This is a genomic window from Aeromicrobium piscarium, assembly GCF_007421815.1.
Classification (GTDB): Bacteria; Actinomycetota; Actinomycetes; order Propionibacteriales; family Nocardioidaceae; genus Aeromicrobium; species Aeromicrobium piscarium.
This window is the reverse complement of record NZ_VLNT01000003.1, coordinates 78293-101520: the sequence shown is the minus strand read 5'-3', so window position 1 is coordinate 101520 and position 23228 is coordinate 78293. Positions and strand designations below refer to the sequence as shown.

At 67.9% G+C, this 23228-nt stretch carries 20 protein-coding genes; 4 read left to right on the top strand and 16 right to left on the bottom strand.

What is annotated here, in order from left to right:
* Nucleotides 1–7: 7 nt before the first annotated feature.
* Complete coding sequence (locus FNM00_RS05505; protein WP_143912244.1) at nt 8–2977, bottom strand: hypothetical protein; 2970 nt, start codon at nt 2975–2977, stop codon at nt 8–10.
* Between the two features lie 289 nt (nt 2978–3266).
* Here FNM00_RS05505 and FNM00_RS05500 point away from each other — a divergent pair, with 289 nt between their 5' ends.
* Nucleotides 3267–3557 carry a GIY-YIG nuclease family protein gene (locus FNM00_RS05500; protein ID WP_143912243.1) on the top strand — a complete coding sequence of 97 codons (291 nt, stop codon included), beginning with the start codon at nt 3267–3269 and terminating at the stop codon, nt 3555–3557.
* Between the two features lie 283 nt (nt 3558–3840).
* Here FNM00_RS05500 and prcA read toward each other — a convergent pair whose 3' ends face one another.
* The 8 genes from prcA to FNM00_RS19180 form a co-directional block, all read right to left on the bottom strand.
* Nucleotides 3841–4533 carry a proteasome subunit alpha gene (gene prcA, locus FNM00_RS05495; protein ID WP_143912241.1) on the bottom strand — a complete coding sequence of 231 codons (693 nt, stop codon included), beginning with the start codon at nt 4531–4533 and terminating at the stop codon, nt 3841–3843.
* Entirely contained in the window at nt 4530–5378 is an 849-nt protein-coding gene (gene prcB / locus FNM00_RS05490; protein ID WP_143912239.1) for a proteasome subunit beta, read from the bottom strand. The genes prcA and prcB overlap by 4 nt, the downstream gene beginning before the upstream one ends.
* Entirely contained in the window at nt 5375–5569 is a 195-nt protein-coding gene (locus FNM00_RS05485; RefSeq protein ID WP_143912238.1) for a ubiquitin-like protein Pup, read from the bottom strand. Before FNM00_RS05485 ends, prcB begins: the two co-directional genes overlap by 4 nt.
* 59 nt (nt 5570–5628) lie before the next feature.
* On the bottom strand, nt 5629–7146 hold the full coding sequence (dop, locus tag FNM00_RS05480; RefSeq protein ID WP_143912236.1) for a depupylase/deamidase Dop: 1518 nt from the start codon (nt 7144–7146) through the stop codon (nt 5629–5631).
* A gap of 248 nt (nt 7147–7394) precedes the next feature.
* Nucleotides 7395–7844 carry a GNAT family N-acetyltransferase gene (locus tag FNM00_RS05475; RefSeq protein ID WP_143912234.1) on the bottom strand — a complete coding sequence of 150 codons (450 nt, stop codon included), beginning with the start codon at nt 7842–7844 and terminating at the stop codon, nt 7395–7397.
* A gap of 47 nt (nt 7845–7891) precedes the next feature.
* Nucleotides 7892–9610: a proteasome ATPase gene (arc, locus tag FNM00_RS05470; RefSeq protein WP_143912232.1), complete on the bottom strand. Its 1719-nt coding sequence runs from the start codon at nt 9608–9610 to the stop codon at nt 7892–7894.
* 245 nt (nt 9611–9855) lie between these two features.
* Complete coding sequence (locus FNM00_RS05465; protein ID WP_246065073.1) at nt 9856–10743, bottom strand: tRNA (adenine-N1)-methyltransferase; 888 nt, start codon at nt 10741–10743, stop codon at nt 9856–9858.
* The gene (locus tag FNM00_RS19180; protein WP_143912228.1) at nt 10740–11672 is read right to left on the bottom strand and encodes a site-2 protease family protein; all 933 of its coding nucleotides are present in this window, start codon (nt 11670–11672) and stop codon (nt 10740–10742) included. The genes FNM00_RS05465 and FNM00_RS19180 overlap by 4 nt, the downstream gene beginning before the upstream one ends.
* Nucleotides 11673–11741: 69 nt before the next feature.
* Here FNM00_RS19180 and FNM00_RS05455 point away from each other — a divergent pair, with 69 nt between their 5' ends.
* Nucleotides 11742–12635 (top strand): RecB family exonuclease, encoded by an 894-nt coding sequence (locus FNM00_RS05455; RefSeq protein ID WP_143912226.1) that lies wholly within the window; start codon nt 11742–11744, stop codon nt 12633–12635.
* On the opposite strand, the gene FNM00_RS05450 is transcribed toward FNM00_RS05455, so the two are convergent.
* Nucleotides 12593–13240, bottom strand: coding sequence for an HAD family hydrolase (locus FNM00_RS05450; RefSeq protein ID WP_143912224.1), 648 nt, complete (start codon nt 13238–13240; stop codon nt 12593–12595). The two genes, FNM00_RS05455 and FNM00_RS05450, sit on opposite strands and share 43 nt — an antisense overlap.
* A 163-nt stretch (nt 13241–13403) precedes the next feature.
* Between FNM00_RS05450 and metH the strand changes: the two genes are divergently transcribed.
* Both metH and FNM00_RS05440 read left to right on the top strand, forming a co-directional pair.
* A complete protein-coding gene (metH, locus tag FNM00_RS05445; RefSeq protein ID WP_221933617.1) occupies nt 13404–17078 on the top strand; it encodes a methionine synthase in 3675 nt (1224 codons plus the stop codon).
* 99 nt (nt 17079–17177) lie between these two features.
* Nucleotides 17178–17861: a TetR/AcrR family transcriptional regulator gene (locus FNM00_RS05440; RefSeq protein WP_143912223.1), complete on the top strand. Its 684-nt coding sequence runs from the start codon at nt 17178–17180 to the stop codon at nt 17859–17861.
* A gap of 16 nt (nt 17862–17877) precedes the next feature.
* Here FNM00_RS05440 and FNM00_RS05435 read toward each other — a convergent pair whose 3' ends face one another.
* Genes FNM00_RS05435 through FNM00_RS05410 form a run of 6 tightly spaced genes read right to left on the bottom strand, consistent with a single transcriptional unit; the run spans nt 17878 to nt 23215 of the window.
* On the bottom strand, nt 17878–18594 hold the full coding sequence (locus FNM00_RS05435) for an ABC transporter ATP-binding protein (RefSeq protein WP_221933610.1): 717 nt from the start codon (nt 18592–18594) through the stop codon (nt 17878–17880).
* Nucleotides 18581–19366 carry an ABC transporter ATP-binding protein gene (locus FNM00_RS05430; RefSeq protein WP_143912219.1) on the bottom strand — a complete coding sequence of 262 codons (786 nt, stop codon included), beginning with the start codon at nt 19364–19366 and terminating at the stop codon, nt 18581–18583. The genes FNM00_RS05435 and FNM00_RS05430 overlap by 14 nt, the downstream gene beginning before the upstream one ends.
* The gene (locus tag FNM00_RS05425) at nt 19357–20352 is read right to left on the bottom strand and encodes a branched-chain amino acid ABC transporter permease (protein WP_143912218.1); all 996 of its coding nucleotides are present in this window, start codon (nt 20350–20352) and stop codon (nt 19357–19359) included. The genes FNM00_RS05430 and FNM00_RS05425 overlap by 10 nt, the downstream gene beginning before the upstream one ends.
* Nucleotides 20349–21191, bottom strand: a complete 843-nt coding sequence (locus FNM00_RS05420; protein ID WP_185972991.1) for a branched-chain amino acid ABC transporter permease — start codon at nt 21189–21191, stop codon at nt 20349–20351. The genes FNM00_RS05425 and FNM00_RS05420 overlap by 4 nt, the downstream gene beginning before the upstream one ends.
* A gap of 37 nt (nt 21192–21228) precedes the next feature.
* Nucleotides 21229–22398, bottom strand: a complete 1170-nt coding sequence (locus FNM00_RS05415; RefSeq protein ID WP_143912215.1) for an ABC transporter substrate-binding protein — start codon at nt 22396–22398, stop codon at nt 21229–21231.
* 25 nt (nt 22399–22423) lie between these two features.
* Complete coding sequence (locus tag FNM00_RS05410) at nt 22424–23215, bottom strand: enoyl-CoA hydratase/isomerase family protein (protein ID WP_143912213.1); 792 nt, start codon at nt 23213–23215, stop codon at nt 22424–22426.
* Nucleotides 23216–23228 lie beyond the last annotated feature (13 nt).

Here is a 23228-nt window from a genome sequence, read left to right as displayed (position 1 = left end):
CCGCGGGTCAGGAGCCGATCGATGCGCCGGTCGACGAGCGCCGAGGGGAACGGAGGCGGGCGAGACCCGCGATGACGACCAGTCCGCCGACGGCGAGGGGCACCCACACGACCCAGGCCGGGATACCCAGATGGGTCGAGATCCCCAACGTGCGGGCGAGAGTCCAAGGCAGGATGCCGAGCTCATCGCTCCACGTGCGCAGCACCGTATCCAGGCCCGCCACGGCCAGGGCGCCGCCGAGCCCGAGCAGTACCGTGCCGAGGCTGAGCAGCACAGCCCCTCGCCGTCGTGCCGCCATCGCGACGGCGGCCGACCCCCATCCGGCGAGCACGGTCGTCGCGATCAGGTACGCCGTCCGGGCACCCTCATCGGTCCACGCGGCGGCCCAGTAGCCGGAGGGACCGTGCCCACTGAGCGCGTACAGCACGAGGGCGCTGTGCACGAGCGAGACTCCGCCGAGGGCCGCCGCCCAACGCCGCCGCGAGCGTCGCGAGGTGACGAGGCACAGCATCATGAGCCCGATCCCCCAGCAGGCCGCGACCGTCGCCCCGTGCACGGGTGCCCGGCCCCACCCCCACATCGCCTCCGTCGCGATCACTACGAGACCCGGCAGGACCCCGAGCGCCAGCGCCGATCGGTCCGGGCGTACGGCCCACGGCCGGACGAGGCCGCTCCAGTGCCATCGAGCGAGCGCGAACACCCCGGCTCGCAGACCGGTGAGCGCAGCGACCGCACCGAGCAACAGCCACCCGACCACCAAGCCCAGCAACACCGATGCTGCGGTCGCGATGAGCTGATCGCGTTCCTGCCGGTTCATCGCCGCATCGGCGGCGACGGTGTTGTAGGCGGGGAGGTCGACCCGATCGCCGTAGGTCTCCGCATGCGCGTCACGGGCCTCGCGGTACCGCTCGCGAGCTCGGTCCGCCGCGACGGCATGGGCCTCGTCACCGGTGCGCACCCAGGCTGCGTGGTGCAGAGCAGTCGAGCGGAACCAGCTGAGCATCTCCAGCAACGAGACCTCGTATTCGAGGGTCTCGGTCGCATTCGCCTGGCTCGTCTGGTCGTTCCAGCTGCTCGCCGGGGTGCCGCGCACCTGGCGGAGCATCGTGCGCGCGGTCGCGACCGCGTCGCGGCCCTCCTGCACGGACTCGCCCACCTCGTCGCCGACCACCGTGCCGATCACCGACCAGGTGGCGGTGTCGCCGGCGAGGACGTCCCACTCGAAGATCCACATCATCGGCGGTGGAAGCAGACCGAGGGCGTAGACCTGCTTCTCGGCGAAGGCCCCGATGTACAGGCCATCGAGGATCGCGCTCCGTGACACGCCCAGGGCGCCGGCGACGGCCTCCTGGGTCGAGGGGATCCGGGAGACGGCGGAGCGGATCCAGTCGCCGCTGATATCGCCGGGCTCGGCGTCCAGATCACGCGCCCAGCGACCGATGCCATAGGTGTTGAGGTCGTACAGCGGCCACCAGCCGCGCTCAAGGTACAGGGCCATGGGCCCGGCGCGCCACGGCCCACCGTCCTGGGTCCAGGTCCAGACCCCCTCGATCCCGTCATTGGCCGCGACGGCCTCCTTCAGCGCGGCGCCGTGGAGGGCAGTGAGGTCATTGGCGAGCACACCCATGCCCTCGTACTCCCGGCGGCTCTGGAACTCGACGATGCGGCGTTGACCGGTCTCCCCCAGCGTGGCGTTGAGCGGAAGGTGACTGTAGAAGTCGCCGTCGCTGTACTTCGTCGAGACGATCAGGCGATCGCTGTCGATGCCCTCGAACACCCTCCGGTAGAGCTCCGGATCGGTGTGCAGCGCGCCCACCTCACCCACCCCGACGCTCCAGGTCCGGAACACCAGCTCACGTCCAGCCCGCTCATGGGCGTCGAGCAGCCCTGACAACATCGCGCGGGTCTGCGCCACCGACGTGACCGCCAGCGCCGAGCGCTCGTCGCGCCCCGCGACGTCGTAGACGTCACCGGCCTCGCCGATCCGCACGACGGTGCCGGCCAGCTGAGGCATCGCGGCATAGACCTCCTCGAAGGCCGTCCCATAGGTGTCCCAGAAGGCCGGCAGACTCGTCTCGAGTCCGCCGAAGCGCCCCCGCAGGTAGCGTTCCAGAGGATCATTGAGCGCGAGCATGTCGGTGCGCAGGTAGACGTCCAGGCCGCGGTCGCTCGCGTACTCCCACCAGGGGCCGAAGGCCTCGCGCATCGCCATCGCCCGAGCCCGATGCGTGCGGTCCGAGGCGTCCGCGATGTCGTCGAAGCGCACGTACTCCAAGAACCCCGGAACCGCCATCGCGTTGTAGCCGTTCGCCACCGACTGGCGCACGAAGCGCTCGAAGGCCGGGCGATGGCGTTCCAGCGCCTCGGTGTCGATGTACGGAGCCTCCGCGAGGATGACGTCCTCGAAGGCACGACTCGCATGGCCGTAGTCGTCGCCGCCGCGCCATTGCGACTCGCGGGCCCGGACACCCACGGCACCGAAGTCGACCATGCGGGTCGGTAGGTCCGGTGCGATCGCCTCAGTGACCCAGGGCTCGCGCCCGGACCGGATTCGGTCGGCGAGGGCCACCAGTCCCTGCGCGGCACCACGCGCCGACGACGCACGCAGGATCCAGCGTCCTCCGTCGACGGGAACGAGCCGCGAGCTCTCCTCGCCGTCTCCCTCGGTGTCCGCGTCGACCTCGACCGTCAGCATCGGCTCGTCGGCGATCGACACCCAGCGCGGGGCCGGGCGCTGACGCGAGCGCAACGCGTCCCCGAGCACCTCAGCGGCCTCGACGACGGCGGGATCGTCATCGATCGAGATGGAGACGATCGCGGGTGCCTCGACGGGATCGACGGCCTCCGCGACCGAGGGATCCTCTCGGATCGCCGAGCCGTCCTCGACCCGCAGATCCAGCACCGAGGAGACCTGGCCCGCCACGAGCCAGCCGACGAGGGCCGAGAGCACGAGACATGCCACCGACCGCCAGATCACATGGGCATCATAGTGACCAGCCGGCACCCCGCCCGCCACTCACCAAGCCTGGTCCGCCAAGGAGGTCGCTCAGCGACCGACTAATGGAGCCATCGCAGAAGGGGCGCGGCCGCGACGGAAGGCGGAGCCCGAGGCGGGTAACGCAAGCCCGCGACCTCACCACGCCTCGGGGTCCTCGTCCCTCGGACCCCTCACGCTCAGGCGCTAAGCGCCTTCGCTGGCGAGCGGGGAATCGTCCGCCTGTGGAAAGACCCCGCGGCGTGTCACCTGAATCCGCGACGATGGGGAAATGCCTTTCACCTACGTTCTCACCTGCGCGGACGGCACCTTCTATACCGGCTCCACTTGGGATGTCCGCGCGCGCCTAAGACAGCACCAATCCGGTGAGGGTGCCGCCTATACGCGGCGCCGCCAACCGGTACGACTCGTCTATTACGAGGAGTACGAGCGCATCACCGACGCCTACGCCCGCGAGAAGCGCATCCACGGCTGGACCCACGGAAAGAAGCGTCAACTCGTCCGTTCTGGTCCGGGCACCCGCGTCGAGGACGACAGCACGCTGTGGCAAATTGAGCAGTAGCCGCCAAGGAGGTCGCTCAGCGACCGACTAATGGAGCCATCGCTGAAGGGCCGTAGCCGCGACGGAAGGCGGAGCCCGAGGCGGGTAACGCAAGCCCGCGAGCTCACCACGCCTCGGGGTCCTCGTTCCTCGGACCCCTCACGCTCAGGCGCAGAGCGCCTTCACTGGCGAACGAGACACCCGCCCGCCAAGGAGGCCGCTCAGCGACCGACTGATGGAGGGCGGAGCCCGAGGCGGGTAACGCAAGCATGCGACCTCACCACGCCTCGGCGAGCGTGGGCGATCAGGTCAGTGCTTCGGCCACCTGGCGGTCGGCGAGTCGCTTGAACTTTCGCGGCTGGGTGCGGGTACGGTCCAGGACCGCGACCTCGAGATCCTGTGCCGGGATCTGCCGTCCGCCGTTGCCGTCCTGGCCGAGGGCGGTCGCCGCCAGCCGCAGGGTCGTCGTGAGGTCCTGGTCGGCGGCGTAGTTCTCCCGCAGATAGGCCTCGACATTCTCACTCTGGCCGCCCATGACGCCGAATCCCTGGACATCGGCCACAGAGCCGTCATAGGTGAGTCGGTAGATCTGGTCCTCGGTGGCGTCGTCGCCCACCTCGGCGACGAAGATCTCGACCTCATAGGGCTTCTCCGCCCCGGAGGAGAAGATCGTGCCGAGTGTCTGGGCATAGGCATTCGCGAGGCTGCGGCCGGTGACATCGCGGCGATCGTAGGAGTAACCGCGGATATCGGCCAGGCGGACGCCGGCGATGCGCAGGTTCTCGAACTCGTTGTAGCGCCCGACCGCGGCGAAGCCGATGCGGTCGTAGATCTCGCTGACCTTGTGCAGCGCACGCGACGGGTTCTCCGCGACGAGCACGATGCCGTCGACATAGCGGATGACCACCACGGATCGCCCGCGGGCGATCCCCTTGCGGGCGAAATCCGCCCGATCCTTCATCAGTTGCTCGGGCGAGACATAGAACGGCGCTGTCATCGCGACTCCCCTCCCTCGGTCAACGGAGCGGCGGGGCCGTCGGGACGGTGCATCCGCCCGCCGATCACCTCGTCGGCGATCCGTGCGGTGGCCGCCTCGTCCCAGGCACGGTAGCCGTCGGCGGTGATCACCGAGATCAGCGGGAAGATCCGGCGCGTCAGGTCGGGACCGCCGGTGGCGGTGTCGTCATCGGCGGCGTCGTACAGAGCTTGGATGACCGCCGTGACGGCCTCGGACTCGGACATGCCCGGCCGGTACAGCTTCTTCAGCGATCCGCGCGCGAAGGTCGAGCCCGAGCCCACCGAGTGGAAGGTGCGCTCCTCGTTCTTGTTACCCGTCACGTCGAAGGCGAAGATCCGGCCGCCCTCGCGCTCCAGATCGAAGGCGGCGAACAGTGGCACGACGGCTAGTCCCTGCATCGCCATGCCCAGATTGCCGCGGATGAGCGCCGCGAGACGGTTCGCCTTGCCGTCAGTCGAGAGGGTCGTCCCCTCGATCTTCTCGTAGTGTTCGAGCTCCACTTGGAAGAGACGGGTCATCTCCACGGCTATCCCGGCGGTACCGGCGATGCCGACGCACGAGTACTCGTCGGTGGCGAAGACCTTCTGGATATCACGCTGAGCGATCACATTGCCCATGGTCGCGCGCCGGTCGCCGCCCATGACGACGCCTCCCTCGAAGGTCGCCGCGACGATGGTGGTGCCGTGGGCGGCCTCGAGCTGACCCGCCGACACTCCCTGAGCTCCGGGCAGGAGCTGCGGCGAGTGGCTCGTCAGGAACTCCGTGAACGAGGAACTACCGACCGCGCCGAAGGCACCGTCCAATCGGCCGCTGCGCTCGCTCATTCGCCACCCTTCTGGACGAAGCTGCGCACGAACTCCTCGGCGTTCTCCTCCAGCACGTCGTCGATCTCATCGAGGATGGAATCGACATCGTCGTCGAGCTTCTCCTTGCGCTCGGCATTCACGGTCGACTCGGTGACCTCGTCGGTCTCCTCGGCGCTCTTACGCGTGCTCTTGTGCTGGTGCTCGGCCATATCGTCACCTTAGTCCAATCTCCCCCGAGACCGCAGCGTCCTCGCAGCGGCCCGAGCCGTCACCCTCCGGTGATGGCGCTGAACAGCTCGCCGGCATCCCGGCTCTGTTCGAACAACGCCTCGACGTGCTCGGCTGTTCCCCGTAGCGGCTCCATCATCGGGACGCGTTGCAGCGAGTCGTGACCGGGCAGGTCGAAGATCACCGAATCCCATGATGCCGCCGCCACCGACGAGCTGAATCTCTCGAGGCAACGCCCACGGAAGTAGGCGCGCGTGTCGCGAGGCGGAGCCGTCACCGCCGCCTCGATCGTCGCATCGTCCACGAGGCGATCGATGCGTCCGGCGCGGTCGAGACGGTAGAACAGCCCCTTGTCGAGGCGGATGTCGTGGTACTGCAGGTCCACGAGGTGCAACTTGGCGTGATCCCAGTCCAGGCCGTCACGTTCGCGGTACTGCTCGAGCAACGAGAGCTTGGCGACCCAGTCGATCTCGCGCGAGCACTCGAAGGGGTCTCGTCCGAGCCGCGTCAGGACGCTCTCCCAGCGATCCAGCACGGCGATGGTCTGCTCGGGCTCGGGATCGTCATCGCCCAGTTTGTCGACATAGGCACGAGCCTTCTCCAGGTAGAACCACTGCAGGTCCAGGGCCGTCAGCCGGCGACCGTCGGCGAGCTCGACGGTGGCGCGCAGCGTCGGATCATGTGAGATGGCGTGTACCGCGGCGACCGGATCGGCCAGCTCGACCTCCTCGTCGATCAGGAACTCGTCCTCGATCATCGCCAGCACGAGCGAGGTGGTGCCGTGTTTGAGGAAGATCGAGACATCGGCCAGATTGGCGTCGCCCACGATCACGTGCAGCCGGCGGTACTTCTTGGGGTCGGCGTGGGGCTCGTCGCGCGTGTTGATGATCGGGCGCTTCAAGGTGGTCTCCAGCCCGACCTGCTCCTCGAGGTAGTCGGCTCGCTGGCTGAGCTGGAAGGCGTGCACCGAGCCGTCCTGCTGCTGGCCGACCCTGCCGGAGCCGCAGATGATCGCCCGGGAGGCGAAGAACGGCGTGAGATGCCGGATGATCTGGACGAATGGGACATCGCGGCGCATGAGGTAGTTCTCGTGCGAGCCGTAGGAGGCACCCTTGTTGTCGATATTGTTCTTGTACAGCACGATCGGCGCGACACCGGAGATCTGCGCCGCCAGCTCAGCGCCGCGGCGCATGACGTGTTCGCCGGCGCGCTCCCACCGCACGACATCGAGGGGTGTGGTGACCTCGGGACTCGAGTACTCCGGATGGGCGTGGTCCACGTAGAGCCGGGCACCGTTGGTGAGGATGATATTGGCTAGACCGAGATCCTCGTCGGTCAGCTGCGAGGGGTCCGCGGCCTCCCGGGAGAGATCGAAGCCGCGGGCGTCGCGCAGTGGGCTCTCCTCCTCGTAGTCCCACTGCGCGCGACGGGTCAGGCCGTGCGCCGCCGCGTAGGCGTTCACGACGTGGGTCGCCGCGATCATCGGGTTGGCCTGGGGCTGGCCTTGCACAGCGATGCCGTACTCGACCTCGCTGCCCTGGATACGTCGGACGGTCACATCGCCAGCTTAGAGGTTGCTGCAGTAGTCAGGGCATCTCGATGATTGAGTAGCCGCTGGGGGCACCTTCCGCTTGCGGGGTGGAACGAGCGGCGCTGGAGCCGTGACAACAGAGGCGTAGCCGTCACGGAGCGAAATCACCCCGGGATGTGGTCTCGATACGCTCCCTCGTCCCTCGGTCGCACTCGACCACCGAGAAACAAGCTCACTAACCGGCGCGACCTCTTAGAGGCTCCGCAAGCAGGCTCTCAGGGCGTGACGGATGCCGACTGTGCCGATTCGAGACGCTTGGCGAGGTGCACGCTGTCGTCGTAGCCCGCATAGAACCCGAACGGCTCGACCGACTGATAGCCGCACGAGCGGTAGAGCGCGATCGCCTCGGGCTGTTCGAGGCCGGTCTCCAGCACGAGTCGCGTGATCCCCGCGGCCGCCGCAGTCCGTTCCAGCTCCGTGAGAACGACGCGGGAGTATCCGCGGCCCCGTAGGGCGGGACGCACGTACATGCGCTTGATCTCGGCATCGCTCGGCCCCGCCGGGCCACCGCGACGCCAGCCGCCCATCGCCGCGACCGCACCGTCGACGTATCCCGCGAGGAACATGCCGCGGGGCAGCAAGAACTGGGCCGGGTCGATCGGCGAGGCGTCCCCGTCCGGGCCCCCGTAACGTCGGCGGTACTCCTCCTGGACCTCCGCGGTCATCAGTGCGACATCGGGCGCGTCATAGGTCGTGACGCGCAGAAGGAGACTCAGAGGTACTGCCCCGTGTTGGCGACCGTGTCGATCGAGCGACCCGGTTCGTTGCCGCCCTTGCCGGTGATGAGCGTGCGGATGAACACGATCCGCTCCCCCTTCTTGCCCGAGATACGGGCCCAGTCGTCGGGATTGGTGGTGTTCGGGAGGTCCTCGTTCTCCTTGAACTCGTCGACGCAGGCCTGCATCAGGTGCTGCACCCGCAAGCCCCGCTGATCGTGTTCGAGGAGGTCCTTGATGGCCATCTTCTTGGCACGGTCGACGATGTTCTGGATCATCGCGCCGGAGTTGAAGTCCTTGAAGTACAGGATCTCCTTGTCGCCGCCGGCGTAGGTGACCTCGAGGAACTGGTTGTCCTCGCTCTCGGTGTACATGCGCTCGACCGTGCGCTGGATCATGCCCTGGACGCAGGCCGTGCGATCGCCACCCCATTCGGCGACGTCATCGGCGTGCAGCGGCAGCCGATCGGTCAGGTACTTGCTGAAGATATCGCGGGCCGCCTCCGCATCGGGGCGTTCGATCTTGATCTTGACGTCGAGCCGTCCGGGGCGCAGGATCGCCGGGTCGATCATGTCCTCACGGTTCGAGGCGCCGATGACCAGCACGTTCTCCAACCCTTCGACGCCGTCGATCTCGCTCAGCAGCTGCGGCACGATCGTGTTCTCGACATCGGACGATACGCCGGAGCCACGGGTGCGGAACAGCGAGTCCATCTCGTCGAAGAACACGATCACCGGGGTGCCCTCGCCGGCCTTCTCACGGGCGCGTTGGAAGACCAGCCTGATGTGCCGCTCGGTCTCGCCCACGTACTTGTTGAGCAATTCGGGTCCCTTGATGTTGAGGAAGTAGGAGCGACCCTCCTCCCCCGTCTTCTCGGTGACCTTCTTGGCCAGGCTCGACGCCACGGCCTTGGCGATCATCGTCTTGCCGCAGCCCGGCGGCCCGTAGAGCAGGACACCCTTCGGCGGCTTGAGCTCGTGCTCGACGAAGACCTCCGGATACAGATACGGCAGCTCGACGGCGTCGCGGATGTTCTCGATCTGGCCGGCGAGGCCGCCGATGCTCGTGTAGTCGATATCGGGGACCTCCTCGAGGACGAGTTCCTCGACCTCGCTCTTGGGGATCCGCTCGAAGACGTAGTTGGACCGGTTGTCGACCAGCAGGGTGTCACCGGCACGCAGCCGCGTGCCCACGAGGCTCTCGGCCAGCCGGACGACGCGCTCCTCATCCGCGTGGCCGATGACGAGGGCGCGGTCGCCGTCCTCGAGGAGCTCCTTGAGCATGACCACCTCGCCGACGGACTCGAAGTCCAGCGCGGCGACGACGTTCATGGCCTCGTTGAGGATGACCTCCTGGCCCTTGCGCAGATCATCGCGGTCGACCGCCGGGCTGACATTGACGCGCAGTTTGCGGCCGCCGGTGAAGACATCGACCGTCTCGTCGTCATTGTGCTGCAGGAAGGTGCCGAATCCGGTCGGCGGCTGAGCCAGCCGGTCGACCTCCTCCTTGAGGGACATGATCTGATCGCGTGCCTCGCGCAGTGTCGAGCTCAGGCGCTGGTTCTGCGCGTCGGACGAGGCGAGCTTGGCCTCGAGCTCGGAGACCCGCCGGTCAGTCGCCCCGGAGGAGGCGAGTCGTCGGCGCAGCTGCTCGAGTTCGGCACGCAAGAAGGCCACCTCGTCGGACCCGCCGGAATTGAACTGCTCGGTGTTCATGGGGTCACCTCCTGTTCGGTGTACCCGACATTACCCGTATCGCGGTGGCCTTCGCCCCCTTCGACGCGCCGCTCCTTCCTCACACTGCTCGTCGATCCTCCAGCCCACCCGTCGCGGTTCTGCTCAGTACGAGGGCGGTGAGTTAGCGTCCGTTCTCGGTGGTGGGCGGTGGAGGAGCGTCCATCGGCCCGAGGAGATGGACGCTGTCCCACCGCCTGGGCGGCACCGCGCGCCCCACCCGTCGGTCAATCGTCGAGGTCGGCGGGGCGGGGGCCCAGGTAGTCCGGGCCGTAGGCTCCCGGTGCCGGCCGCCGCGACTTGCCGATCGAGCGATGTCCCGGGGCCATCCGCCGCGCCGTCACCAGGAAGGCGGTGTGACCGTTCATCTTGTGGTCAGGGCGGACGGCGAGACCTTCCAGATGCCAGTCGCGCACGAGGGTCTCCCAGGCGTGCGGCTCGGTGAAGCCGCCATCGGCCCGCAGCGTCTCGACGAACCGGGACAGCTGAGTCGTGGTGGCCACATAGGCGCACACGATCCCGCCGGGCACGAGCCGATCGACCGCCAGGTCGACGCAACTCCACGGATCGACCATGTCCAGGATCAGCCGGTCGACTTCGGTCTCGCTCATCGTCTCGCGGACGTCACCAACGGTGAGCGACCAGTTGGCCGGCTCCTCTCCCATGACCTGTTCGACATTGCGCCGGGCGGTCTCCGCGAAGTCCTCACGCAGCTCGTACGAGCCGACCCGGCCGTCATCGCCCACGGCACGCAGCAGATAGGTGGTGAGGCTTCCCGACCCGGCTCCCGCCTCGACGACGCGAGCGCCCGGGAAGATATCGGCCATCGCCACGATCTGCGCGGCGTCCTTGGGGTAGATGATCGCCGCGCCCCGGGGCATCGAGACGACGTACTCGAACAGCAGCGGCCGGAAGGCCTGGTAGGGGTGTCCGAGCGCCGTCTCGACGACGATGCCCTCGGGCTGCCCGAGGATGTCGTCGTGACGGATCTGCCCCTTCTTGGTGGAGAACTCGCGTCCGGGGACGAGTTGGATGTTGTGGCGGCGACCCTTGGGGTCGGTGAGGCGCACCCAGTCTCCTTCGCCGAAGGGACCACTGCGTCGCGGGCCGGTCACCGCATCTCCTCTCGATAGGCACGGTCGACGCTGGCGGCGTCGAGCCGACCGACGACGGTACCGTCCGGCTCCACGAGCGCGTACACGCGGGCCGGGTGCTCGACCATGGCGATCAGAAGGCGGCGTCCCGACAGGCTCGCGGGGAGGGCGATGGCTTCCGGAGGCGGCTCGGCGTCGACCGCCAGGTCCCGGGCGACGATCCGGTCGACGCGGGTGAGCCGGCGACCGTGCGCCAGCGCGCCGGAGGACCCTTGCCAGAGGAAGATCGCCACGACGCCGAACAGCAGGGCACGGGTGAGGTGGAAGGGCTCGAGCCGGTCCACGGTCAGTACGGCCCAGACCACCAGTCCGACGGCGGCGAGTCGTCCGAGCCATCCGGCTGCCAGCACGCCACGGGACTCCGATCCGGTCGCGCCCCAGATCAGGGCCCGGAACACCCGGCCGCCGTCGAGTGGGAGGCCGGGCAGCATGTTGAAGCCCGCGACGAGGATGTTGATGAAGCCGACCGACCACAGGACGGCATAGATCAGTCCGGCGGGAAGCTGGAGGGCGGACCACCAGGCGGCCACGCCGACGACCAGGGAGGCGAGCGGTCCGACGATCGCCGTGACGAATTCCTGCGTCGGCGAGCGGGACTCGCCCTCCAGATGGGTCTCGCCCCCGAGCAGATGCAACGTCACCGACGGAACGCGCATGCCGAAAGCGCGCGCCGCGACCACATGGGCGATCTCGTGCAGCAGGATCGATGCGTAGAGCGAGGCGACGAAGACTCCCGCTACCGCGTAGGGATTGCCGCCGAGGCGTTCGAACTGCGGCGCGAACACGATGACCAGCAGGACACCCATGACGAGCAGAGACGGACGGATGAGAATGTCCGCGCCGGCGATGCGACCGATGCGCCAGGCACCCCGGGGACGTCGCTCGCTCACGGGCACTACGGTACAGACCTCCCGCGCGGCATCGCGGAACTGTCGGCGGCCGGCCGTACCGTGGATCGCATGACCGAGCGAAGCGAGGGAACGATGAGGGTGGTGGAGGCGCCTGCCGCCCCACGTGCCGTCAAGCGATCACTGTCGCCGAGCCGCGCGGGCGACTTCACCACCTGCCCGCTGCTCTACCGCTTCCGCACCATCGACCGCCTCCCGGAGCCGGCCGATCCCGTCGCGGCCCGGGGCACGCTCGTGCACGCCGTGCTCGAGGCGCTGTTCGACGTACCCGCGCCCGAGCGCACGCTCGAGCGCGCCCGTGAGCTCCTGCCCGACCAGTGGCAGTCGATCCGCGAGGAGGATCCTCGGCTGACCGATCTGTTCGACAGCGGTGCCGATGCCGCGGCCGAGGCCGAGTGGCTCACCTCCGCCGAAGGCCTGCTCGGTGCGTACTTCAGTGTCGAGGACCCGCGGTGGCTCGAGCCCGCGGCTCGCGAGGAGCGTGTCGCCCACACCCTCGACTCCGGACTCACGCTGCACGGCATCGTCGACCGCATCGACATCTCTCCGGAGGGCCTGATCCGCGTCGTCGACTACAAGACCGGGCGCTCCCCCGGGCCGATGTTCGAGGACAGGGCGATGTCTCAGCTCAAGTTCTACGCCCTCGTCGTCTGGCGCACACGTGGCGTGCTGCCGACGCTCCTGCAGCTCTACTACCTCGCCGACCGGTCCGTGCTGTCGTACACACCGACGGAACAGGATCTGCTGGTGACGGAGCGCCGGCTCACCGCGCTGTGGCAGGCGATCGCCGACTCCATCGAGAGGCAGGATTTCCGGCCGTCGACCGGGCCGCTGTGCCGTTTCTGCGCGCATCAGTCCCGGTGTCCGGAGTTCGGCGGCACACCGCCGGAGTTCCCCGAGCTTCAGTTGGTGGACGCGAGGGCCCAGAGCGAGCCGGGCGTCTGACCGTCGAGTGAGCGCAGGATGGTCCGGCGCGTTGCCTCCGGCACGTTGACGGCGTGCGGCACAGCCACCACGACGCATCCCGCCGCGTTGGCCGATGTCGCGCCCGTCTTGGAATCCTCGATCGCGAGGCAGCGTTGCGGCTCGACCCCGAGCCGACGAGCCGCGAGCAGATAAGGCTCGGGATGCGGCTTGGCGTGATCGACGGCATCCCCGCTGACGAGCACGTCGAAGCCGAGGGCCTCCATCACGGGTGCGGCGAGGCTCGCGTAGGACATCGTCACCAGGGCCTGGGGTATGCCCGCGTCGGTGAAACCGCGCACCAGGTCGACAGCACCGGGCCGCCACGGCAGTCCCTCGCCGAGGCGCGCGGTGACGCGGCCGATCATGTAGTCGACGATCTGCTCGGGCGTCATCGCGGAGTCCAGCCGCCGGCGGATGTAGGCGCCCGCCTCGAGCAGGCCGCTGCCGACGAGTGCGAGGCTGTCTTCCTCCGTCCAGGGCCGGTCGTGCTCCGCGGCCAGCTCGTGCTCGCTGGCGATCCAGAAGGGCTCGGTGTCGATGAGCGTGCCGTCCATGTCCCACAGGACTGCGTCAGGAAGTGTCACCACTCCACCGTATGATGTCCAGAGAACGAACGATCATCGTGGCCGAGGCGAGCCCGCCGTAGGCTGGACGTACCCGTACTCCACCTAAGGTTCTGCCGCTGTGCCTGCCATTTCCGTCCCCTCGTTGCACCGCCCCGACGCGACCGAGACCCTGCGAGCGCTCATGACCGAGCGCATCCTGGTCCTCGACGGCGCCATGGGCACCGCGATCCAACGCGACCGGCCCGACGAGGCCGGCTATCGCGGAGAACGCTTCGCCTCGTGGAGCTGCGATGTCGGCGGCAACAACGATCTGCTCACGCTGACGCAGCCCGACATCATCGGCGGCATCCACCGCGAGTACCTCGAGGCCGGCGCCGACATCATCGAGACCAATACCTTCAGCGCGAACGCGATCTCGCTGCGCGACTACGACATGGCCGAGCTCGCCTATGAGCTCAATTACGAGTCCGCCCGGCTCGCCCGCGCAGCGGCCGATGCCGTCGCGGAGGACACCGGTCGTCCGCGGTTCGTCGCCGGCGCGCTCGGTCCCACCACGCGCACCGCGTCCATCTCTCCGGACGTCAACGACCCGGCCGCCCGCAATGTCAGCTACGACGAGCTCGTCGACGCCTACTCCACCGCCGTCCGGGGGCTCGTCGACGGCGGCGCCGATCTGCTGTTCGTCGAGACGATCTTCGACACCCTCAACGCCAAGGCCGCGATCTTCGCGATCGAATCGGTCTTCGACGAGTACGACCGGCGTTGGCCCGTCGTGATCTCCGGCACGATCACGGACGCCTCAGGGCGCACGCTGTCGGGACAGACCGTCGAGGCCTTCTGGAACTCAGTCCGTCACGTGCAGCCGCTGCTCGTCGGCCTCAACTGCGCCCTCGGCGCGGACGAGATGCGTCCCTATGTCGCGGAGCTGTCGAGGATCGCGGACTGCTACGTCTCCTGCTACCCGAACGCCGGCCTGCCGAATGCCTTCGGCGAGTACGACGAGCTCCCCGAGCAGACCGCCGCGGTCATCCGCGACTTCGCCGCGAGCGGCTTCGTCAACGTGGTCGGCGGCTGCTGCGGCACCACGCCGGCGCACATCGCCGAGATCGCGCGCCAGGTCAGCGACACCGCGCCGCGCGTCCCCGCGACCCGGCAGCAGGCGCTGCGCCTGTCCGGACTCGAACCGTTCGTGGTCACCGAGGACTCGCTCTTCGTCAACATCGGCGAGCGCACCAATATCACCGGGTCGGCGCGATTCCGCCGCCTCATCAAGGACGACGACTATCCCGCGGCCTTGGAGGTCGCGCGCCAGCAGGTCGAGAACGGCGCGCAGGTCATCGACGTCAACATGGACGAGGGCATGATCGACGGCGTCGCCGCGATGGACCACTTCGGCAAGCTCATCGCCTCCGAGCCGGACATCAGCCGGGTCCCCGTCATGGTCGACTCCTCGAAGTGGGAGGTCATCGAGACCGGGCTCAAGACGATCCAGGGCAAGCCGATCGTCAACTCCATCTCGATGAAGGAGGGCGAGGAGAAGTTCATCCGGGAGGCCCGCCTTTGCCGTCGTTACGGCGCCGCTGTGGTGGTCATGGCCTTCGACGAGGACGGCCAGGCCGACAACCTCCAGCGCCGCCAGGAGATCTGCGGCCGCGCCTACCGCATCCTGACCGAGGAGGTCGGGTTCCCCTCCGAGGACATCATCTTCGACCCCAATGTCTTCGCGGTGGCCACCGGTATCGAGGAGCATGCCGAGTACGGCATGGACTTCATCGAGGCGACCCGCTGGATCAAGCAGAATTTGCCCGGTGCGCTGGTCTCCGGCGGTATCTCGAATGTCTCCTTCTCGTTCCGCGGCAACAACGCCGTCCGCGAGGCGATCCACGCGGTCTTCCTGTACCACGCGATCGCCGCCGGACTCGACATGGGAATCGTCAACGCCGGTGCCCTCGTCCCGTACGATACGGTCGACGAAGAACTCCGCGAGCGCATCGAGGACGTCATCCTCAACCGGCGCGACGACGCCACCGAGCGACTGCTGGAGATCGCCGGCGACTACGCCGGCACCGGTGAGCAGGTCGAGGCCGCCACCGAGGCCTGGCGTGAGCTTCCGGTCGACGAGCGCATCACCCACGCGCTCGTCAAGGGCATCGACGCCCACGTGGAGGCCGACACCGAGGAGCTGCGGCAGCTGATCGCCGATCGCGGCGGCCAGCCGATCGAGGTCATCGAGGGCCCGCTCATGGGCGGGATGAACGTGGTCGGCGATCTGTTCGGGTCGGGCAAGATGTTCCTGCCGCAGGTGGTCAAGTCCGCGCGCGTGATGAAGAAGGCGGTCGCCTATCTGATTCCCTTCATCGAGGCCGGGCAGAGCGCGGAGGAGGCGGCCCGCAGCAACGGCACCGTGATCATGGCGACCGTCAAGGGCGACGTGCACGATATCGGCAAGAACATCGTCGGCGTCGTGTTGCAGTGCAACAACTACGACGTGATCGACCTCGGGGTGATGGTGCCCGCGCAGAAGATCCTCGATGCCGCCAAGGAGCACCGGGCCGACATCATCGGCCTGTCCGGGCTCATCACGCCGTCGCTCGACGAGATGGAGAGCTTCGCCGGCGAGATGCAGCGCCAGGGGCTCGACATCCCCTTGCTCATCGGCGGCGCCACCACCTCGCGTGCTCATACCGCCGTCAAGGTCTCGCAGAAGTACGACGGCCCCGTGGTGTGGGTCAAGGACGCCTCGCGCTCGGTGCCCGTCGTGGCGAACCTGTTGTCCGACGAGCGACGCGGGACCCTGCTCGCGGAGATCGAGGCCGACTACGCGTCCCTGCGCGAGCGTCACGCCGCCAAGCGCGACGGCAGGCCCATGCTGTCGCTGGCCGATGCCCGAGCCGATGCCAGCCCCATCGACTGGAGTGACTACACCCCGCCGGCACCCGCCGTCCCGGGCATCCACGTGCTCTCGGCGTACCCCCTCGACGAGCTGCGCGAGTACATCGACTGGCAGCCCTTCTTCAACGCCTGGGAGATGAAGGGATCTTTCCCCGACATCCTCAACAACCCCGCCAGCGGTGAGGCGGCGCGCAAGCTGTGGGATGACGCTCAGCGAATGCTCGACCAGGTGATCGAGGAGCGATGGCTGACCGCCAATGGGGTCTTCGGGCTGTTCCCGGCCGCACGCGTCGATGACTCCACGCAGGTATATGCCGACGAGTCCCGCACCGAGGTCGTCGCGACCCTTCACCACCTCCGCCAGCAGACCGAGCACCGGGCCGGTGTGCCGCACCGCTCGCTCGCGGACTTCATCGCGCCGGCGGACTCGGATCTCGCCGATCACATCGGCGCATTCGCGGTCACGGCGGGGCTCGGCAGCGCGGAGAAGGTGGCACAGTTCAAGGCAGAGCTCGACGATTACAGCGCGATCCTGCTCGAGTCGCTCGCCGACCGTCTTGCGGAGGCCTTCGCCGAGCGCTTGCACGAACGCGTCCGTACCGAGTTCTGGGGTTATTCGCCCGATGAGAAGCTCACCAATACCGAGCTCATCAAGGAGCAGTACGACGGTATCCGTCCCGCCCCGGGCTATCCGGCATGTCCCGAGCACACGGAGAAGCAGACCTTGTGGGAGCTGCTCGATGTGGAGAAGGCCACGGGAATCGAGCTCACCGAGAGCATGGCGATGTGGCCGGGTGCCTCCGTCAGCGGCTGGTATTTCTCCCATCCGCAGTCTCAGTACTTCGTGCTCGGACGCATCGGCCGTGACCAGGTCGAGGACTACGCGGCCCGCAAGGGTTGGACGATGGCCGAGGCCGAGCGCTGGCTCTCGCCGAACCTGGGCTACCAGCCCGATGAGGGCTGAACGGACGGCCTGCTCGGGACTGGGGTGCCCGCGGGCGCGGTGTTCTACCCTGGGACGAGCGCGAATGGCGAAGTACCCGGAAGGCGGAGCGTCGGACCAATGGACAAGAAATCGCTGGGCAGCAGCACCGCGGCCGTCACCGATGATCCCGCTACCCAATCGCTGTCCCCGAAGGGCCGACGGACTCGAGCGCAGCTGCTGACGGCGGCCGAGAAGGTCTTCTCTGATCTCGGCTTCCACACCGCGAGGGTCCAGGACATCGCCAAGGCGGCGGGGGTGTCCCATGGCACCTTCTACACCTATTTCGAGTCTAAGGAAGTCATCTTCCGTACGCTCGTAGAATCCCTGGCCGCCGAGATGGTGAACACCAGGAGTCTCGTGCGGGGCGATCCGATCGCCGCCGTCCTCGACGGTGTACGGCTGTACGTGGAGTCCTACAGCCGTTCGCGGGCGATGATGATCCAGTTCGAGCACACGGCCATGATCGATGACGAGATCCACGAGCTGTTGCGGACCCAACGCGATATCGCGATCGCACGCGCGGAGCGCTCCCTGTCGCGGCTGCAGGAGGCTGGACACGCGAGCGAGTCCCTGGACATCTTCTACACGGCGCGTGCGCTGGTGGCCATGACCGGACGTCTGTGCTTCGAGTGGTTCGCCTTCGGTGAGGATCTGGACCAGGGTGCCGTCGTCAGAGTCCTGACCGAGACCTGGTTGCGGGCTGCCGGAATGTCACCGGATGCGGTGACGACAGAGATGGACCGTCTCTTCGCCCAGGCCTGAGCCGTCCTCCGCGGGTTCAGGCGCCCTCGCCGAGATAGGCCGCGGCGAGGGCCTCCCGGTCCGAGAGGTCGGCGGCCGTGCCCCGCCCGGTGGTCGCTCCGCCGTTCAGGACCAGGTAGCGATCGGCCATGTCGGCGGCGAAGGCATGGTTCTGCTCGGTGACCATGATGGAGAGCCCGGTCTCGGCCAGCCGGCGCACCGCGGCGGAGACGTCCAGGAGCACCGCGGGCGCGAGCCCTTGGGACGGCTCATCGAGCATCAGCGCCACCGGATCGGCCATCAGCGCCATCCCGATCGCCACCATCTGCTGCTCACCTCCGCTGAGCGCCGAACAGGTCCGGTCGAGCATCTGGTTCAACCGCGGAAACAGCGTGAGAACGAGGTCGATCCTCTCCTCGCGTGAGCCGCTGCCGTCGGCGCCGACCCGGGGAACCGAGAGGTTCTGCCGGATCGTCAGGGTGGGAAAGAGATTGCCCCGCACCTCGGGGACCAGGGCCAGCCCGGCGCGGACACGGCGATAGGCCGGCAGATCGCCCACCTCGCACCCGTTCACGGTCACCCTCCCGGAGCCGGCGACGACCCCCGCGATGGCACCGAGCAGGCTGGACTTGCCGGCGCCGTTCGGTCCGAGCACCGCCAGCACCTCGCCGGCCACCAGCTGCTCGGAGAAGTCGCGCACAACGCGGATTCGACCGTACTGCGCTGACAGCGCCTCGACATCAAGAGTCGTCACTCGTCGATTCATGCGTGCCCTTTCCCAGATATGCGTCCACGACCTGCGGCTCCCTGCTGACCTCGCCCGGCGTCCCATGAGCGATCTGCTGTCCGTTGTTGAGGACGGTGACCACATCGCAGACCAGCCGGATCAGGGGGAAGTTGTGCTCGATGAGCACGACCCCGACCCCCGAGCGCGCGACGTCGACGATCTTCGCGGCGAGTCGGGCCCGTTCCTCCTCGTCCAGACCGGCGGCGGGTTCATCGAGCAGCAGATACTTCGGATCGGCCGCCATCGCTCGACCGACATCGGTCAGCCGAACAATGCCGATCGGTGCACCGCCCACCCTCATGTCGGCGAACGGGCCGAGGCCTAGCGCGCCGATGATGTCGTCGACCTGGCGTCTCGCGCCCGCCTCACCGCGTCGCACGGCCGGAGTCCTGAGCATCGAACGGAGCATCCCGGCACGCAGGGAGCCGTAGAAGCCGCACAGGATGGACTCGCGCACTGTCATGTCGGGATCGCTGCGCGGTGTCTGAAGGGTCCGGGCCAGGATGCCGGGCTGGAGCCGTTGATAGGGCCGCAGCCGGTCGAGCGGTTGCTCGTCCATCACGACCGTGCCGTCGGCCAGCTTGACGAAGCCGGCCAGGGCATTGAAGAGCGTGGTCTTGCCGGAGCCATTGGGCCCCACGACCCCGGAGACGACACCGGACTCGAAGCCGATCGTGACGTCCGACAGGGCCACGACACCGCCGAAATGTACGCTGACGGACCGTGTTATCAGTGCCATGAGACCGCCTCCTGACCCTCCGGCGCGGGCGACCTGTCCGCACGGTGACGGCGCCGTCGTCTCAGCTCGGTGCCGGCGAATCCGGCGAAGGCGGCCAGACCACCGGGGGCGAGGAGGAACATGAGGATCAGCGCGCCGCCGTAGACCATCCCGCGTGCGCTCTCGACCGGGATGTAGTCGCCGACCGAGATTAGGACCGCCGCACCGATCAAGGGGCCCACGATCGACTGCGCGCCGCCGACGATCGCCATCAGCACTACCGAGATCCCGAGGGCGATCCCCAGTGAGTCCGGGCCGATATAGGACAGGAACTGCGCATAGAGCCACCCCGCCGTCCCGGCCACTCCGGCGGTCAACGCGAAGGCCTTCGTCTGCAGGGTCTCGATCCTGATGCCATCGGCCTCGGCTCTGAGCGGATCGTGACGGATGGTGCGGAGCGCCCGCCCGAAGGCGGAGTCCATCAGATTCTTGTAGAGGACCAGCACGATCAGCACGCAGGCCCAGGACAGGAACGCGAACTCGAGCTGACTCTGGGCGAAGTCCACGCGGGGCACCCCCGATATCCCGAGGAACCCGCCCGTGAGCTCGCCGCCGTTCGTGATGGCGATGTGCGCGAGCCGGGCGAGGACGAAGGTCGCGATGCCCAGCGTCAAGGCCGACAGACCCACCAGGAAGCGACCGAAGACCGCCGCCACGAGCATCGGCAACACCGCGGCGGGCACGACGGTGAGCAGGACCGGCCAGTCGTACTGCACGCTCAAGATGGCCGTGACATAGGCGCCGACCGCCGCGAACTGGGCCTGACAGAGGGAGAGGATCCCGACCTGCCCCCAGCCCATCCCGACCGAGAGCGCGATGAGGCCGATCACGGCGATAGTGGTGAGACGTCCCAGCACCACGCCGTCGTCGGAGAAGACGATCAGCAGCAGCGCGACGACGGCGACCAGGCCGAGCGCACTGGCGTGGCGCTTCACGAGTGTGGTCATGCTCTCACCGCCACATTCCTCGATCCGATCATGAGTGCCGCGAGGATGATGATGAACGGGAGCGCCGTGGCGATCGCACCGCTGACGTAGCCGATGGCGACCGATTCGACCACCCCGAGCACCAGTCCGCCGCAGAAGGCGGTAGTCGGTCCCCGGAATCCGAAGATCATCGCGGCGGCGATCGCCATTAGCGTCAGATGCGCGGCCGACTGATAGCTCATGCCCGCGGTGTTCAACAGCAGTACGCCGGCCAGTCCCGCCACCGCGCCCTGCACGATGAAGACCGACGCCCACAGCCGGTCGACCGCGAGCCCGGCGAGATTGGCACCCTTGACGTTGCTCGCCGAGGCCCGCAGCCACAGCCCCGCGGGGGTCCGGTAGATGACGAAGAGCAGACTGCCGACCACCGCGGCGCCGACCAGCAGATTGACGAGCGCCTGCGGACTGACGCTCATGCCGGCGACCTGGATCTCCCCGGAGAACAGGCTGCGGACGATGCCATCAGGGCCCCTCCACCAGAGGATGAAGGACTCCAGGACCGTGAGCAGACCGAAGGTCAGCAGCACATAGGTGATCGGATTGACCGGTCCGCGCCTCCGCAACAGGATGTACAGGCCGTAGGAGAGCAGGGACAGCCCGGTGGCCGCGATGATGGCCGCGATACTACCCACGATCCCGCCGATCGTCGCGGCGATGAACCCGGCGACGACCACATAGCCGCCGACCGCCGAGTCGACCGCGTGGGTCGTCGAGTGCACGAGGCTCATCGGCAGGGCGGTCAGCCCGTAGACGGTTCCGGCGATCGCACCGGTGAGGATGAACTCGAGGAAGGTGATCACGGGGATCCCTGCTTCCGGACTCGGCGGCCGGGCACGATCATCCGATGGTCTCGAGCGTGCCGTCGGCGCCGCGCCTGACCACGATGAGACCGGTCTCGTCCCAGCCGTCGTGGTCGTCATCGGTGAAGCACCCCAGGCCCTCGGTGTAGGCATCGATATCGCACAGCGACTCGATGGCATCGCGGATCGACGCTCCATCGACCTCGCCGTCGACGGCGGCCAATGCCTGTTCGAGCACAGCCCAGGTGTTCGCAGCTAGGATCTCGCCGGTGCCGGTCAGCTCGAAGCCGGCCTCATCGGCCAGCGCGCCGATCCCCGAGGAGATCTTCTCGCTCGGATCGTCGAGGTTCATATAGGCCGGGCCGATGGCTCCGGTCGCCGCCGATCCCGCCCCGTCGCGGAAGGTGGTGGTCGCCAGATAGGAGTTGCCGTACAGCGGGACGTCGAAGCCCATGGCCTCCTTGGCCTTGGCGATGGAGTTGGCCAGCGTGCCGATCGAGACCGCGGCGATGACCGCATCCGGTTCGGCGGATCGGACCTTGCGGACCTGGGCGGTGACATCGACCGCGTCTGCCGGCGCGTGGACCGACTCGACGACCTCGATCCCGTGCCCGGTGAGCCGCTCCTCGATTCCCGTGACCGCGTCCTTGCCGTAGGCGGTCTCCTCGCTGATGATGCCGACCGTCTCGATGTCCTCGTCCGCGGCGAGGTGATCGATCGAGGCGGCCCACAGCGATTCATCGGGCGGTCCGGCGCGGAAGATCCAGTCGAAGAAGTCGGACGGATCCGTGATGCTCTGGGTGCCGGCGTAGACGATCAGCGGCTTCTCCTCGCGTGCCGCCACGGGTGCCGCCGCCAGGATGGCGGTGCCGGTCAACGGGCCGAGGATCACGTCGACGTCCTCGTTGACCAGTTCGGTGACCGCGCGAGAAGCCTCAGTCGGATCGGTGCGGTCATCGAGCTGGATGACCTCGATGTCGAAGCCGCTCAGACCGTCCTTCTCCGCCTTGGCGATCAGGGCGTCGTAGGCATCCTGGGCCGGGAGGCCGACGGTCGCCGCGGGCCCGGTCAGGCTGTTGATCAAGCCGATCTTGACCGTCGTGTCCTCGGCCCCGTCGTCTCCTCCACCGGAGGAGCAGGCCGCCATCATCGTCGACGCCGCCACCAGGGCGATCCCGACCTTCCATCCGGAGCGTGTTCTCGTCATCGTCCGACCTTCCTCAGCTATGAGTTCACAGATCCGCTCTCGGCCCAGGCGGGGCCGATGCGTAGCTCAGTGCGATATGGCGTTCGGACTCCCGCGGCAGATGCTCGCAGAAGTCCACTCCCCCGGATTCGTTCAGATTCGCTTTGATGGCGGTCACCAGATCCGGTCCGGCCGTCACCCACTCACTCGCGATCTGATGTGCTCGTGTCAGCAGCAGCTCCGGTGCCAGCACCTCGGCCACCAGCCCCAGCTCCCATGCCCGTGCGGCGTCGAACTTGGGGTTGAGCAGGAAGAGCTCGCGTGCCCTGCTGTCCCCGAGCAGTCGCGGTAGCGTCCAGGAACCGCCGAAGTCTCCGGAGAGCCCGGCGCTGAGGAAGGCGGTCCTGAACTTGGCTCCCTCGACCGCGATACGGACATCGGCCGCACATGCCACGGCGAGTCCGGCACCGGCGCAGGCCCCGTTGATGGCGGCGATGGACGGTACGGCCGACTCTCGTAACAGGACACTGACCCCGGCATGGCGGTTGAGCCGTTCGGTCACCTCGTGCCGAATCTCGCGCTCTCGGGGTGAGGCGATCTCGTTGAGATCTCCTCCCGCGCAGAACGCACGCCCGGCGCCGGTCAGGATGATCGCCTGTGCGCGTCCCGGATCGGCGGCCCACTCCACGCATTCCAGGAGCTCGTCGAGCAGCGGCACCGTCATCGTGTTGTAGGAGTCGCCCCGCAGCATCGTGATCGTCACGATCCCCTCGGCGTCGACCACGGCTTGAACGACATCGCCCCCCACGGGTGCGATCTGTGTCTCATCGGCGACCATGAACAGACCTTAA

What these genes read in the sequence shown, in the direction of transcription:
- FNM00_RS05500 (WP_143912243.1), top strand. Translation starts at nt 3,267, where the DNA reads ATGCCTTTCACCTACGTTCTCACCTGCGCGGACGGCACCTTCTATACC.
- prcA (WP_143912241.1), bottom strand. Translation starts at nt 4,533, where the DNA reads ATGACAGCGCCGTTCTATGTCTCGCCCGAGCAACTGATGAAGGATCGG.
- prcB (WP_143912239.1), bottom strand. Translation starts at nt 5,378, where the DNA reads ATGAGCGAGCGCAGCGGCCGATTGGACGGTGCCTTCGGCGCGGTCGGT.
- FNM00_RS05485 (WP_143912238.1), bottom strand. Translation starts at nt 5,569, where the DNA reads ATGGCCGAGCACCAGCACAAGAGCACGCGTAAGAGCGCCGAGGAGACC.
- FNM00_RS05475 (WP_143912234.1), bottom strand. Translation starts at nt 7,844, where the DNA reads ATGACCGCGGAGGTCCAGGAGGAGTACCGCCGACGTTACGGGGGCCCG.
- arc (WP_143912232.1), bottom strand. Translation starts at nt 9,610, where the DNA reads ATGAACACCGAGCAGTTCAATTCCGGCGGGTCCGACGAGGTGGCCTTC.
- FNM00_RS05455 (WP_143912226.1), top strand. Translation starts at nt 11,742, where the DNA reads ATGACCGAGCGAAGCGAGGGAACGATGAGGGTGGTGGAGGCGCCTGCC.
- metH (WP_221933617.1), top strand. Translation starts at nt 13,404, where the DNA reads ATGACCGAGCGCATCCTGGTCCTCGACGGCGCCATGGGCACCGCGATC.
- FNM00_RS05440 (WP_143912223.1), top strand. Translation starts at nt 17,178, where the DNA reads ATGGACAAGAAATCGCTGGGCAGCAGCACCGCGGCCGTCACCGATGAT.
- FNM00_RS05430 (WP_143912219.1), bottom strand. Translation starts at nt 19,366, where the DNA reads ATGGCACTGATAACACGGTCCGTCAGCGTACATTTCGGCGGTGTCGTG.
- FNM00_RS05425 (WP_143912218.1), bottom strand. Translation starts at nt 20,352, where the DNA reads ATGACCACACTCGTGAAGCGCCACGCCAGTGCGCTCGGCCTGGTCGCC.
- FNM00_RS05415 (WP_143912215.1), bottom strand. Translation starts at nt 22,398, where the DNA reads ATGACGAGAACACGCTCCGGATGGAAGGTCGGGATCGCCCTGGTGGCG.
- FNM00_RS05410 (WP_143912213.1), bottom strand. Translation starts at nt 23,215, where the DNA reads ATGGTCGCCGATGAGACACAGATCGCACCCGTGGGGGGCGATGTCGTT.